The 14,094-nt window shown below is 70.8% G+C and carries 11 protein-coding genes and 2 tRNA genes; 6 read left to right on the top strand and 7 right to left on the bottom strand.

Annotated elements, in window-relative coordinates; genetic code table 11:
• Positions 1–20: 20 nt before the first annotated feature.
• Positions 21–563, bottom strand: a complete 543-nt coding sequence (locus N5I75_RS02605) for a PPA1309 family protein (protein ID WP_476673766.1) — start codon at positions 561–563, stop codon at positions 21–23.
• A gap of 139 nt (positions 564–702) precedes the next feature.
• Here N5I75_RS02605 and N5I75_RS02600 point away from each other — a divergent pair, with 139 nt between their 5' ends.
• The 4 genes from N5I75_RS02600 (at position 703) to N5I75_RS02585 (ending at position 6,000) form a co-directional block, all read left to right on the top strand.
• Positions 703–3,684: a UPF0182 family membrane protein gene (locus N5I75_RS02600; RefSeq protein WP_476673875.1), complete on the top strand. Its 2,982-nt coding sequence runs from the start codon at positions 703–705 to the stop codon at positions 3,682–3,684.
• A gap of 44 nt (positions 3,685–3,728) precedes the next feature.
• A tRNA-Met gene (locus N5I75_RS02595) sits at positions 3,729–3,802 on the top strand.
• Between the two features lie 239 nt (positions 3,803–4,041).
• Positions 4,042–5,859, top strand: a complete 1,818-nt coding sequence (locus N5I75_RS02590) for a tetratricopeptide repeat protein (RefSeq protein ID WP_476673765.1) — start codon at positions 4,042–4,044, stop codon at positions 5,857–5,859.
• A gap of 67 nt (positions 5,860–5,926) precedes the next feature.
• Positions 5,927–6,000, top strand: a tRNA-Met gene (locus N5I75_RS02585).
• Positions 6,001–6,115: 115 nt separating this feature from the next.
• Here N5I75_RS02585 and N5I75_RS02580 read toward each other — a convergent pair.
• Complete coding sequence (locus N5I75_RS02580; RefSeq protein ID WP_476673763.1) at positions 6,116–6,529, bottom strand: Fur family transcriptional regulator; 414 nt, start codon at positions 6,527–6,529, stop codon at positions 6,116–6,118.
• A 136-nt stretch (positions 6,530–6,665) separates the two neighbouring features.
• On the opposite strand from N5I75_RS02580, the gene katG reads away from it, so the two are divergent.
• Positions 6,666–8,882, top strand: coding sequence for a catalase/peroxidase HPI (gene katG / locus N5I75_RS02575; protein WP_476673761.1), 2,217 nt, complete (start codon positions 6,666–6,668; stop codon positions 8,880–8,882).
• A gap of 63 nt (positions 8,883–8,945) precedes the next feature.
• On the opposite strand, the gene N5I75_RS02570 is transcribed toward katG, so the two are convergent.
• Positions 8,946–9,347: a CBS domain-containing protein gene (locus N5I75_RS02570; RefSeq protein ID WP_476673759.1), complete on the bottom strand. Its 402-nt coding sequence runs from the start codon at positions 9,345–9,347 to the stop codon at positions 8,946–8,948.
• Between the two features lie 186 nt (positions 9,348–9,533).
• Positions 9,534–10,331, bottom strand: coding sequence for a histidinol-phosphatase (gene hisN, locus N5I75_RS02565; RefSeq protein ID WP_476673758.1), 798 nt, complete (start codon positions 10,329–10,331; stop codon positions 9,534–9,536).
• Between the two features lie 179 nt (positions 10,332–10,510).
• Here hisN and N5I75_RS02560 point away from each other — a divergent pair, with 179 nt between their 5' ends.
• Positions 10,511–11,107, top strand: coding sequence for a TetR/AcrR family transcriptional regulator (locus N5I75_RS02560; protein ID WP_476673756.1), 597 nt, complete (start codon positions 10,511–10,513; stop codon positions 11,105–11,107).
• 13 nt (positions 11,108–11,120) lie between these two features.
• Here the strand turns inward: N5I75_RS02560 and N5I75_RS02555 are convergent, their stop codons facing one another.
• From N5I75_RS02555 to aroA, 3 genes are all read right to left on the bottom strand, one after another.
• Entirely contained in the window at positions 11,121–11,444 is a 324-nt protein-coding gene (locus N5I75_RS02555) for a DMT family transporter (protein ID WP_398198764.1), read from the bottom strand.
• A gap of 163 nt (positions 11,445–11,607) precedes the next feature.
• Positions 11,608–12,618, bottom strand: coding sequence for a ribosome small subunit-dependent GTPase A (gene rsgA, locus N5I75_RS02550; protein ID WP_476673754.1), 1,011 nt, complete (start codon positions 12,616–12,618; stop codon positions 11,608–11,610).
• A gap of 13 nt (positions 12,619–12,631) precedes the next feature.
• Positions 12,632–14,002: a 3-phosphoshikimate 1-carboxyvinyltransferase gene (gene aroA / locus N5I75_RS02545; protein ID WP_476673752.1), complete on the bottom strand. Its 1,371-nt coding sequence runs from the start codon at positions 14,000–14,002 to the stop codon at positions 12,632–12,634.
• Positions 14,003–14,094 lie beyond the last annotated feature (92 nt).

Raw genomic sequence — 14,094 nt, 5'->3', positions numbered from 1 at the left:
CGCGCGTAGGCGGGCAGCGGTCAGTCCGCGAACGTCGCTGACAGCGCCTCCGCGAGCCCCGGCACCAGCTGCGAGCCGGTCAGGACCTCGGTCGCGGAGTCCTTCTCGCGCAGCCGCAGCGCCGAGTCACGGGTGCCGTCGCGGAGCACGCCGACCGTCATGCGGACCTCCTGGCGGTCCGGGTGCGCGGCGACCCAGGCCGCCAGCTTCTTCTCGCTCAGGCCCTCCGGGACGCTCGCCTCGGCCGACGGCGGCAGCATGAGGCGCTCGACCGTCAGGGCGCAGCCCACGACGGCGTCCGGCCAGGCGATGGTGCCGAGGAACTCGTCCAGCGCCTTGCCCGCGGGGATCTCGTCCTGCTCGATCGGGGTGTAGCCGGCGCTCTCCTGTTCGCCGTCCAGGCCGAGCTGGGAGGCGAGAGCGGGTTCCTGGGCGCGCAGGGCGGCGGTGTCGACAAGGGCGAAGAGGCGGGCGGGCTGGTCCCAGCCGAGGCCGGAGGCGTACTCGTCGATCTCGAGTACGGCCCGGGTGAGGGGGCTCGCTGCCATGGGAGTGTTGGACATGGTCACAATCCTGCCTCGTTCCTCCCCCGAACCGGGAACTGAGTAAAGCGTGAGTAAGTTGCATAGGTGATGGGTTCTCGATCTCGGGGACCCGGCCGATCGATTACTCAACTTCGAGGTGCGCACCTTGGCTTTCCAGATGCCGGACCGCGGCGGAGGCCCGACGGGGCCGCGGATCAGAGTGGGCCGCCCGTCGCGGCGGGCCCGGACGCTGCTGCTGACGCTGGGCGTCCTGGCCGTGCTCGGCATGGCCTTCGTCATGTTCGCCGGATTCTGGACGGACTGGCTCTGGTACCGATCGGTCAACTACTCGTCCGTCTTCACGACGACGCTGTGGACGAAGATCGGACTCTTCTTCGTCTTCGGTCTGCTCATGGCGCTGGCCGTCGGCGTGAACATCTGGCTGGCGCACCGGCTGCGCCCGCCGCTGAGCGCCATGTCGATGGAGCAGCAGAGCCTCGACCGGTACCGCATGGGCATCGCGCCCTTCAAGAAGTGGCTGCTGCTCGGCATCACGGCCCTGGTGGGCCTGATCGCGGGCGCCTCCGCCGCGGGCCAGTGGCGCACCTGGCTGATGTTCGTGAACGGGGTGCCGTTCCACCAGAAGGACCCCCAGTTCCACCTGGACGTGGCCTTCTACGCGTTCGACCTGCCCTGGTACCGCTTCCTGCTCGGCTTCGGCTTCGCGGCCACCGTCATCGGCCTGGTCGCCGCCGCGCTGACGCACTACCTGTACGGCGGGCTCCGTGTCACCAGCCCGGGCGCGCGCGCCACCGCGGCCGCGACGGGGCATCTCTCCGTCCTGCTCGGTGTGTTCGTGGCCCTGAAGGCCGTCGCGTACTGGCTCGACCGGTACGGGCTCACCGTGAAGTCCAGTGACTTCAAGGCGACGGACAACTGGACGGGTCTGCGGTACGTCGACGCGAACGCCTATCTGCCGGCGAAGACGATCCTGTTCTGCATCGCCGTCATCTGCGCGGTGCTGTTCTTCGCGACCTTGTGGCGCCGTACCTGGCAGCTCCCGGTCATCGGCTTCGGCCTGATGGTGCTCTCGGCGATCCTGATCGGCGGCCTGTACCCGGCCATCGTCCAGAAGTTCCAGGTCCAGCCGAACGAGCAGTCCAAGGAAGCCCCGTACATCGAGAAGAACATCGATGCGACCCGCAAGGCGTACGGGATCGACAAGGCGGACCCCGTCGACTACAGCGGCAAGAGCGGGGACGACAGCAAGCAGCAGCGCACCGACTCCGACTCGGCCGCCAGCTACCGCCTGAACGACCCGAACATCGTGTCGCCCACCTTCCAGCAGCTCGAACAGCAGCGGAAGTACTACCAGTTCCCGACCACCCTGGACGTGGACCGGTACAACGGCGTGGACACGGTCGTCGGCCTGCGCGAGCTGAACCTCGGCAAGCTCGACAAGCGCAACTGGATCAACGACCACTTCGTCTACACGCACGGCTACGGCGCCGTGACGGCGAAGGGCACCTCGACGGCCCAGGGCGCCCCCCAGTTCACCGAGTCGGGTCTGCCGACCACCGGTGACCTGGGCGACTACAACCAGCGCATCTACTACGGCGAGAAGACGACGCAGTACTCGATCGTCGGCGGGCCGCAGAAGGAGCTGGACTACGAGCAGGACGACGGCACGCAGAAGACCACGAGCTACACGGGCAAGAGCGGCGTCAACCTCTCGAACCCGGTCAACCGCGCCGCGTACGCGGTGGCCTTCAGCGAGCCGCAGATCCTCTACTCGGGCGCCATCGGCGACGGGTCGCGCATCCTGTACAACCGCACGCCCAAGGAGCGCGTCGAGGCCGTCGCGCCGTGGCTGACCATCGACGGCGACGCCTATCCGACCGTCGTCGACGGGAAGATCAAGTGGATCGTCGACGCCTACACGACGTCGAACGGCTATCCGTACGCGTCCCGGACGACGCTGGGCGACACGACCGCCGACTCCCTCAACGAGGGGGACAACCAGCGCGCGGTGGTGGCCCAGCAGAACCAGGTCAACTACATCCGCAACTCGGTGAAGGCGACCGTCGACGCGTACACGGGTGAGGTCAAGCTCTACACGTGGGACGACGACGACCCGGTCCTGAAGACGTGGAAGAAGGCGTTCCCCGGCACGGTCGAGGCGAAGAGCGCCATCCCGGCGGACCTGAAGGAGCACCTGCGCTACCCGCAGGACATGTTCAAGGTCCAGCGCGAGCTGCTCAGCCTGTACCACGTGACGAACCCGGCGCAGTTCTACAACGCGTCCGACGCCTGGCAGGTCCCGAACGACCCGACGAAGAAGGACAACAGCGCGGTCCCGCCGTACTACCTGTCCATGAAGATGCCGGGCCAGACCAGCCAGCAGTTCTCGCTGACGACGACGTTCACGCCCAGCGGGCGGCCGAACCTGCGGGCCTTTATGGCCGTCGACGCCGACGCCACGAGCAAGGACTACGGGACCATAAGGCTCCTGAGAGTCACCGAGGACAAGGTCTACGGACCCGAGCAGGTGCAGAACAAGCTCAACTCCTCGAACCCCGTGGCGAACTGGGTGCGCGACATGAAGGGCGCCGACTCGACGGTCCTGTACGGCAATCTGCTGACAGTCCCGCTCGACAAGGGCTTCCTCTATGTCGAGCCGATCTACGCACAAGGGCGTAACGCCGAGTACCCGCTGATGCGCAAGGTCGCGGTCTCCTACGGCGACCGGATGGGCTTCGCCGACTCCCTGCCGGAGGCGCTCAACCAGGCCTTCGAAGTCGACGGGGCGCAACCGGCCGAGCCGGAGAAACCTGGTGGGGACACGACGAAGCCACCGGCGAACTCCACCGTCAAGGAAGCACTGGCCGACGCCGAGAAGGCCTTCGAGGACGGCCAGAAGGCGCTCAAGGAAAACGACTGGGCCGCGTACGGCGAGGCCCAGGACAAGCTCCAGGAGGCCCTGCAGCGCGCCGACAAGGCACAGACGCAGGCCGACAAGGACGCCAAGGCCGACGACTCCAAGGCGGGCGACAAGGCAGACAGCGACAAGGCAGACAGCGACAAGGCAGACAGCGACAAGGCAGACAGCGACAAGGCAGACAGCGACAAGGACACCGGGAAGACCGGTGACAGCGGCTGATTCCGTTGCCGCCCCCGCGCCGTGGTACGGTTTGTACACAACGGCGCGGGGTGGAGCAGCTCGGTAGCTCGCTGGGCTCATAACCCAGAGGTCGCAGGTTCAAATCCTGTCCCCGCTACTGATGATCGAAGGCTCGGAAGCATCAGCTTCCGGGCCTTCGGTGCGTCGGGGCCCCGGGCGTCACGAGCCACCGGCATGTGCGGACTCTGTATCAAGACGATACGAACACTGCTCCGCCCGGGGACAGTTCGGGGAATTGTGTTTCACTTGTCGCCCTGTGGGCATGTCGACAAAACGCTGAAGTGACCTCAATGGCTGCGGTATACCAGGTGTACCCGGGTTGCGGGTGGTGCGACGATGGACGTTATGGGGGACAAGGCAACTCTGTTGGATACAGGGCGGTTTGTGCAGCCTTCCGACCGGGACGAACCCGGCGAGGCGGCGGAAGAAGCACGCCAGCGGCTGGCCGCCGAGGCCGGCGACGTCGAGGCGATGAGTGTCCTCGGCGCCATGCTGCTGCGCCGCGGTGATCTCGACGGAGCCGAACCCCTGCTGCGCGGCGCCACGGGCGAGGGCGACCGCGCCGCCGCCAACAACCTGGGCGTCCTGCTGCACCAGCGCGGCTACCCGGACGAGGCCGCCGGATGGTGGCGCGTCGCCGCCGTCGCCGGTTCGGCCGCCGCCGCGCACGCGCTCGGCCGCCACTTCCGCGAGCGCGGCGACGAGCCCGGCGCCGAGTACTGGCTGCGCCAGTCCGCCGAGCAGGGCCACACGCTCGGCGCGTACGCCCTCGCCGACCTCCTGGAGCACCGCAGCGACGTCGGCGCCGAGCGCTGGATGCGGGTCGCCGCCCAGCGCGGGCACCGCGAGGCCGCGTACCGGCTCGCCCGCGCCCTCGACCGGCAGGCCGCCCGCCTCGGCCCCGAGGATGTGCTGGTCACCGACGAGAACAAGCAGCCCGCCGCCGAGGCCGAGCAGTGGTACCGGCAGGCCGCCGCCAAAGGGCACCGCCGCGCCGCGCTCCACCTCGGCTCGATCCTGGAGAAGCGCGGCGAGCTGAAGGAGGCCGGCCGCTGGTACCTGACGTCCGCCAAGGACGGCGAGCCGCGCGCCGCGTGCGCCCTCGCCTTCCTGCTGCGTGACGCCGGGGACGAGGAGAGCGCCGCCGTGTGGTGGCTGCGCGCCGCCCAGGACGGCGACGGCAATGCGGCCAACGCCCTTGGCGCGCTGCACGCCGAGCGCGGCGAGACGCAGACCGCCGAGCGCTGGTACCGGGCCGCCATGGACGCGGGCGACAACAACGGCGCGTACAACCTCGGCCTGCTCTGCGCCGAGCAGAAGCGCACCGCCCAGGCCGAGAGCTGGTACCGCCGCGCCGCCTACGCGGGCCACCGCGAGGCCGCCAACGCGCTGGCCGTGCTGCTCCTGCAGAACGGGGACGCGGTCGGCGCCGAGCCCTGGTTCTCCAAGGCGGCCGAGGCGGGCAGCGTCGACGCCGCCTTCAACCTCGGCATCCTCTACGCGGGCCGCGACGAGCCGGACGCCGCCCAGCAGGCGCTGCGCTGGTACGAGCGCGCTGCCGCAGGTGGGCACACCGAGGCCGCGCTGCAGGCCGGCATCGCCCGCCTGCGCGAGGGCGACGAGCCGAGCGCCGAGCGGCACCTGCGGTGCGCCGCGGGCGGCGGCAGCCCCGAGGCCGCCTACCGGCTCGCCCAGCTGCTCGACGTGCGCCGTCCGCCCGCGCCCCGGCACGAGCTGGGTGAGCCGGTCACCGAGAAGAGCGAGTGCGAGGAGTGGTACGAGCGGGCCGCCGAGCACGGGCACCGGCGCGCGCAGGTCCGCGTAGGGATGCTCGCCGCCGTGCGCGGCGACGTGGTCGAGGCGGCCCGCTGGTACCGGCAGGCCGCGGAGGCGGGCTCGCGCAACGGCGCGTTCAACCTCGGCCTGCTCCTCGCCCGCGAGGGCAGCGAGCCGGAGGCCGCGCTGTGGTGGACGCGGGCCGCCGACGCGGGGCACGGCCGGGCCGCGCTCCGGCTCGCCCTGCTGCGCGCGCGCCGCGGCGATCTCGTGGAGGGGCAGAAGTGGGCGTCCCGGGCGGTGGAGCTGGGCCCTGCGGAGGTCGCCGAGCGGGCCGGGCGGCTGCGGGACGCGTTGCGGCAGGAGCTGTCGGCGTAGCCCTCGTAGGCCGGCGCGGAATGGATTTGCGCTGGTCGGGGGCGTCCCGTAGAGTTGCATTCAACGGCGCGGGGTGGAGCAGCTCGGTAGCTCGCTGGGCTCATAACCCAGAGGTCGCAGGTTCAAATCCTGTCCCCGCTACTCAAGGTCTCAGGGCTGGAATCCAAGGATTCCGGCCCTGAGCCGTTTCCGCCTCCGCGGCTACGAAGAAAAGGCCCGCATCAGCAGATGCGGGCCTTGTCGCGTGCGGCGACGGCTACGACGCGCAGTTCGGGCAGACGCCCCGGTATGTGACCTCGACGTCCGAGATCGTGAAGCCGAAGCGCTCCGAGTCGGGCAGGGCCGTCAGGGGATTGCCCGTCGGGTGGACGTCACGGATCTGGCCGCACTGGGCGCAGACCAGGTGCTGGTGCGGACGGTGCGCGTTCGGGTCGTACCGCTTCGCCCGCTTGTCGGTGGCCACCTCGATGACCTCACCGAGGGACACCATCTCGCCCAGCGTGTTGTAGACCGTGGCCCGGGAGATCTCGGGGAGCTTCGCGACCGCGCGGGCATGGACCTCGTCCGCGGTCAGATGGACGTGCTCTCCTTCGAGGACCTCGGCCACGACACGTCGCTGCGCGGTCATGCGCCAGCCGCGCTCGCGCAGTCGTTCCAGGAGGTCACTCATGACAACCAGCCTAACAGCAAGGGGACAAGATCCCGATCGAATGTGACTTTGGAGCTTTCCTTGACTTAGACAGTGTCCATACTAGGATCTCTCTTGGCTGAGGCCAAGCGACAGGACACTCCCCGGAAGGGTTCGCATGACCGAGAACCATGAAGCAATCGTCACGGACGCGAAAACGGAGGAGACGGGTGGCTGCCCGGTCGCGCACGGCCGCGCCAAGCACCCGACCCAGGGCGGCGGCAACACGCAGTGGTGGCCCGAGCGCCTCAATCTGAAGATCCTCGCCAAGAACCCGGCGGTGGCCAACCCGCTCGGCGCGGACTTCGACTACGCGGCGGCGTTCAACGCCCTCGACCTCCAGGCGGTCAAGCGCGACATCGCCGAGGCACTGACCACCTCGCAGGACTGGTGGCCCGCGGACTTCGGCAACTACGGCCCGCTCATGATCCGGATGGCCTGGCACAGCGCCGGCACGTACCGGATCAGTGACGGCCGCGGTGGCGCCGGTGCCGGTCAGCAGCGGTTCGCGCCGCTCAACAGCTGGCCCGACAACGGCAACCTCGACAAGGCACGCCGTCTGCTGTGGCCGGTCAAGCAGAAGTACGGCCAGTCCATCTCCTGGGCCGACCTGCTGATCCTCACCGGCAACGTGGCCCTGGAGACGATGGGCCTCAAGACCTTCGGCTTCGCCGGCGGCCGCCCCGACGTGTGGGAGTCCGAGGAGGACGTCTACTGGGGCCCCGAGACCACCTGGCTCGGCGACGAGCGCTACACCGGCGACCGCGAGCTGGAGAACCCGCTCGGCGCCGTGCAGATGGGCCTCATCTACGTGAACCCGGAGGGCCCCAACGGCAACCCGGACCCGATCGCCGCGGCGCGTGACATCCGGGAGACGTTCCGCCGCATGGCGATGAACGACGAGGAGACCGTCGCCCTCATCGCCGGTGGCCACACCTTCGGCAAGACGCACGGCAACGGTCCGGCGGACGCCGTCGGCCCCGACCCCGAGGCCGCGCCGATCGAGGCGCAGGGCCTCGGCTGGGCCAACAGCCACGGCACCGGCAAGGGCGCCGACGCCATCACCAGTGGCCTCGAGGTGACCTGGACCAGCACCCCGACCCAGTGGGGCAACGGGTTCTTCGACAACCTCTTCGGCTACGAGTGGGAGCTGACCCAGAGCCCCGCCGGTGCCAACCAGTGGGTCGCGAAGGACGCCGAGGCGACCATCCCCGACGCGCACGACCCGTCGAAGAAGCAGCTCCCGACGATGCTGACGACCGACCTGTCGCTGCGCTTCGACCCGATCTACGAGCCGATCTCGCGCCGCTTCCACGAGAACCCCGAGGAGTTCGCGGACGCCTTCGCCCGCGCCTGGTTCAAGCTGACGCACCGCGACATGGGCCCGGTCGTCCGCTACCTCGGCCCCGAGGTCCCCGCCGAGGAGCTGCTCTGGCAGGACCCGCTGCCCGCGCGCACCGGTGAGGTCATCGACGCCGCGGACATCGCCGCCCTCAAGGAGCAGGTGCTCGCCTCGGACCTGACGGTCGCGCAGCTGGTCTCGGCCGCCTGGGCGTCCGCCTCCTCCTTCCGCGGCAGCGACAAGCGCGGCGGCGCCAACGGTGGCCGCATCCGCCTGGAGCCGCAGCGCAACTGGGAGGTCAACAACCCCGACGACCTGGCGCAGGTCCTCCGTACGCTCGAAGGCGTCCGGGAGTCCTTCAACGCCAAGGGCGGCCGTCAGGTCTCCCTCGCCGACCTCGTCGTGCTCGCGGGCTCCGCGGCTGTCGAGAAGGCGGCCAAGGACGGCGGGTACGACATCGAGGTGCCCTTCTCGCCGGGGCGCGTGGACGCCACGCAGGAGCAGACGGACGTCGAGTCGTTCGCCGCGCTCGAGCCGGCCGCCGACGGCTTCCGGAACTACGTCGGCAAGGGCAACCGCCTCCCGGCCGAGTACCTGCTGCTCGACAAGGCGAACCTGCTGACGCTGAGCACGCCCGAGATGACCGTCCTCGTCGGCGGCCTGCGCGTCCTCGGCGCCAACACAGGCAAGTCGAAGCACGGCGTGCTCACCGAGCGTCCGGGCACCCTGAGCAACGACTACTACGTCAACCTGCTCGACATGGGCACGACGTGGAAGTCGACGTCCGCGGCGCAGGACGAGTTCGAGGGCCGTGACGCGAGCGGCGCCGTCAAGTGGACCGGCACCCGTGCCGACCTGGTCTTCGGCTCCAACTCCGAGCTGCGCGCGGTGGCCGAGGTCTACGCGAGCGACGACGCGAAGGAGAAGTTCGCGCGGGACTTCGTCGCGGCGTGGAGCAAGGTCATGGACCTGGACCGGTTCGACCTGGTCTGACCCGACCCGTGAACAAGGCGTGAAGAAGGGCCGGTTCCCCGAGGGGAGCCGGCCCTTCTCGCGCTAGACGGCCAGCGTCGGCGCCTTGCGCCTCGCCGGGGTCCAGCACCGCGTGATGTCGCGGACCGAGACGATGCCGACGGGCTCGCCGCCGTCGAGCACGATGAGGTGGCGGAAGCCGCCGTGGGTCATCGCGTCCGCCGCCTGCTCCAGGGTCCATACCGGGGTGGCGAAGACGACGTCGGTGGTGGTGTGGGTGCCGGCCGTCTCGCGGTCCGGGTCCTGGTTCAGGGCCAGTGAGTTGAGGACGTCGCGCTCGGTCAGGATGCCGATGCCGGAGCCGTCGGGGTCGAGGACGACGGCCGCGCCGACGCGGCGCGCCGACATCAGCCGGGCCGCCTGGCGCAGGGTGTGGTTGGGGCCGATGGTGAGGACCATCGTGCTCATGGCGTCGCGGACGAGCATGGATGGAGCCACCTTCCTTGGGAGGCACCTGTGGACCCGCTCCGCCCCGGTCACGGCCGGGTACGGGAAACGATTCACAAGTTCACAAGTGGGGGGACTCTCAGAGTTACAGGCAAAGGGAGCGTCAACAAGAGGGCGCGCGAGGTGAGTTGAGGGGCGCCCGCACGGCTGCGGACGCCGGTCGGCTCAGTGCCCGGTGAGGTAGCTCAGCATCTCGTCGTGCAACAGCCCGTTCGACGCCGCCGCGTTGCCGCTGTGCGGGCCCGGGCGCCCGTCGAGGCCGGTGAACGAGCCGCCCGCCTCGGTCACCACGATCGCGGGCGCCGCCATGTCCCACAGCGACAGCTCCGGCTCCGCGCAGAGGTCGACCGAGCCCTCGGCCACCATCATGTAGGGCCAGAAGTCGCCGTAGCCGCGCGTGCGCCACACCGTCCGGGTCAGGTCCAGGAAGCCGGGCAGGCGGCCCTGCTCCTCCCAGCCCGTCAGCGAGGAGTACGCGAAGGAGGCGTCGGCCATCCGGCCCACCTTGGACACCTGCAGCCGGGTCGCGGACGTCAGGCTGCGGCCGGTGAACGCGCCCGCGCCCTTCGCCGCCCACCAGCGCCGGCCGAGCGCGGGCGCGGAGACCACGCCGACGACCGGCTGATAGCCGCCCTCGCCCGCCTCCATCAGCGAGATGAGCGTCGCCCATACGGGGACACCGCGTACGTAATTCTTGGTGCCGTCGATCGGGTCGATGACCCAGCGGCGCGGCCCGGTGCCCTCGACGCCGTACTCCTCGCCGAGGATCGCGTCCCGCGGCCTGCCGCGCTTGAGGTGACCCCGGATCAGCTCCTCGGCGGACTTATCGGCCTCGCTGACCGGCGTCATGTCCGGCTTGGTCTCCACCTTCAGGTCGAGGGCCTTGAACCGGTCCATCGTCGCGGCGTCGGCGGCGTCCGCGAGGACGTGGGCGAGGCGCAGATCATCGTGGTAGTCGGGCATGACTGCACAGTATCGATCGTGGTCGCCCGAGAGCCACACGGCCTCCGCGCGCGTGGGGCGCGGCAGGGGCGTGCACAAGGGCGCGTACGGGTCCGCGTACGCGCTATTGACAGGGCAGTCGGGCCCGTCAACTCTGGCGGAACAAGCCGTTCTGATGACGGCGGCCCGGGGAGGCGACGATGCCTGCAGCGCGGGAATCCCTACTGGACGCGGCGTACACGGCGCTCGCGCGGCGCCCCTGGTCCGGGGTGCGCATGGTGGACGTGGCGGCGGTCGCCGGGGTCTCCCGGCAGACCCTCTACAACGAGTTCGGCTCCAAGGAGGGGCTCGCCCGCGCCCTCGTGCGGCGCGAGGCCGACGCCTACCTCGCGGGCGTCGACCGGGCCCTGAAGGAGGGCGGCCTCGACACGGTCGCCGAGTGGACCGTGGCCAGCGCCCGGCGCAATCCGCTGGTCCGCGCCGCGCTCACCGGCTGCTGGAGCGAGCGGCTGCCCTCGCCGACCCTGTCCGCGGTGCCGTCCTCCTCGGCCGTGCCCGCGCAGCGCCGCGCGGACGGACCACTGCCCGCCCCCGCCGACCTCCTCGCCCTCGTACGGGACCGGACGCTCGCCGCGCTGGGCTCGGCGGGCGGCGCCAAGACGGAGAGCGAGGCGCTCGCGCGCGACTGCGAACTGGCGGTGCGGCTCGCCTTGTCGTGCGTCATGGTCCCGCCGGGGGAGGGGGGCGTGGCGCGCCTCGTGCGCGAGACGATCCGGCAAGGGCGGGCGCACGCCTGAACCGGAGCGCGCGCTACTGCGCCGACCCCGACAGCTGCAGGCCGATCACGCCGGCGATCACCAGGCTGATCGAGACGATCTTGAGCGTGGAGACCACGTCGCCCAGGAAGATCATTCCGTAGATCGCGGTGCCCGCCGCGCCGATGCCCGTCCACACCGCGTACGCCGGACCCACGTCGAGCTTCTTCAGGGAGAGCGTGAGCAGGCCGAAGGAGCCGAGCGCGAACGAGGCGAAGGCGATCGTCGGCCACAGCCTGGTGAAGCCGTGCGAGAGCTTCAGACAGACGGCGAACCCCGTCTCCAGGAACCCCGCGACGATGACCAGCAGCCACGCCATGTGATGTGCCTCCCGTGCTCCGCTGATCCCGAGGATCCCCAAGATCCCGAAGGTTCCGAGGATCCCGCTGACTCCGACTGAGAAACGTACGGTTTCGATCTTGCGTCCGGCTTGGTGTGATTATGCCTTCACCCATGCCCGGGGGCAGCAAACAAGACAGAGGTCAGTCGCCCTCGCGCCGCTCGCGCGTGGCGAGCAGACGGCGCAGCGAGTACAGGCGCGCCGGGTCCGCGTGGCCCTCCGCCACCCAGGCGTCCAGGGCGCAGTCCGGCTCGTCGTGGCTGCACGCGCGCGGGCAGTTCTCCGTGCCCGGCTCCAGATCGGGGAAGGCGTGGATCACCCGCGAAGGGTCCACGTGGTGCAGGCCGAACGAGCGTACGCCCGGGGTGTCGACCACCCAGCCCGCCTCACCCGGCAACGGCAGCGCCCGCGCCGACGTGGTGGTGTGCCGGCCGCGCCCCGTGACCGCGTTGACATGGCCCGTCGTACGGCGCTGGTCCTGCGCCACCAGGGCGTTCACCAGCGTCGTCTTGCCGACGCCCGAGTGGCCGACGAACGCGGTGACCTTGCCGTCGAGCTGCTCGCGCACCCGCGCCACCGCCGTACCGTCCTCCAGCTCCTCGCGGCTGGTCACCACGTAGGGGATGTCGAGGTCCCCGTACAGCTCCAGGAGCTTGTCCGGCGACGCCAGGTCCGACTTGGTGAGGACGAGGAGCGGGGTGAGGCCGCCGTCGAACGCCGCGACGAGGCAGCGGTCGATCATGCGCGGGCGCGGTTCGGGGTCGGCGAGGGCCGTGACGATGGCGAGCTGGTCGGCGTTGGCGACGACCACCCGCTCGTACGGGTCGTCGTCGTCCGCCGTACGGCGCAGGACCGACGAGCGCGGCTCGATGCGGACGATGCGCGCGAGGGTGTCCTTCTTGCCGGACAGATCGCCGACGACGGCCACCTGGTCGCCGACGACCGCCGCCTTGCGGCCCAGCTCGCGGGCCTTCATCGCGTGGACCGGGCGGTCGTCGATCAGAACGGTGAGGCGGCCCCGGTCGACGGTGAGGACCATGCCCTCCGCCGCGTCCTCGTGCTTCGGCCTGATGTTCGTCCGCGGCCTGTTCCCCTTGCGGTTGGGGCGCTGGCGGATGTCGTCCTCGTCGGTGTGCTTGCCGTAGCGGCGCATCGCTCCGCGGTCCCTACGGCCGGTCCGCCTCGGACGTCCCGGATGTTCCGGGCGTCCCGGATGCCTCGGGCGTCCCGAGCATCCCGGTCCACATGTCGGGGAAGTCCGGCAGCGTCTTCGCCGTCGTCGCCACGTTCTCGATCTGCACGCCGTCCACGGCCAGGCCGATGATCGCGCCCGCCGTTGCCATGCGGTGGTCGTCGTACGTGTGGAAGATCCCGCCGTGCAGGCGGCGCGGGCGGATGTGCAGGCCGTCCGCCGTCTCGGTGACGTCACCGCCCAACTCGTTGATCTCCTTGGTGAGCGCGGCCAGGCGGTCCGTCTCGTGCAGGCGCAGGTGTGCGACGCCGCTGAGCGTGGAGGGGCCGTCGGCCAGGGCCGCCACCGCCGCGATGCCCGGGGTCAGCTCGCCGACCTCGCCCAGGTCCACGTCGATGCCGTGGATCGTGCCCGAGCCGGTGAACGTCAACCCCTGCTCGGTCAGTTCGCAGGAACCGCCCATCCGCGTGAAGATCTCGCGCAGCGCGTCGCCGGGCTGCGTGGTGTGCGCCGGCCAGTCGGGGATCGTCACCCGGCCGCCCGTGACCAGGGCCGCCGCGAGGAACGGCTGCGCGTTCGACAGGTCGGGCTCGATGACGATGTCCCGGCCGAGCAGGGCGCCGGGCGTGACCCGCCAGACGTTCGGCTCGCCGCCCGACTCCGGGGTGTCGACCTGCGCGCCGACCGCCCGCAGCATGTCCACCGTCATCCGGATGTGCGGCATCGAGGGGAGCGTCGAGCCCGTGTGGCGGACCTCCACGCCCTGGTTGAAGCGCGGCGCCGACAGCAGCAGCGCGGACACGAACTGGGACGACGACGACGCGTCGATCTCCACCGGGCCGCCGTCGAGCGCCCCGCCGCCGTGCACCGTCAGCGGCAGCGCGCCGCGGTTGTCGTCGTCGATGCGGGCGCCGAGCGTGCGCAGCGCGTCGATCACGCCGTGCAGCGGACGCTCGTACGAGCGGGGGTCGCCGTCGAACCGGATCGGGCCGTCGGCGAGCGCCGCGACCGGCGGCAGGAAGCGCATGACCGTGCCCGCGTTGCCCACGTCCACCGTGGCCGGGCCCTGCAGGCCCGACGGGATGACGCGCCACGCCTCGCCCGAACCGTCCGGGCCCACGCCCTCCTCGATCCCCACGCCCATCTCGCGCAGTGCGCCCGCCATCAGCAGGGTGTCGCGCGAGCGCAGCGGACGGCGCAGCCAGCCCGGCTCGGCGGCGAGCGCGGCCAGGACGAGGGCGCGGTTGGTGACGGACTTCGACCCCGGCACCGCTACGGTCGCGTCGACGGCTCCGCTCGCGACGGGGGCGGGCCAGAGGGCGGTGGGCGCGGGGTGCGTGGTCATGCCCCCACTTTAGTGGGCCCGGGCCGGGGCACCTGCTCAGAGGCTGAGCAGCCAGCGGCCTCCGCCGAGCAGTGAGCACAGTGCTACGGCAT

This window comes from Streptomyces sp. R818 (genome assembly GCF_056172735.1).
The sequence above is the reverse complement of the archived record's forward strand: the minus strand, read 5'-3'. Positions and strand labels throughout refer to the sequence as shown.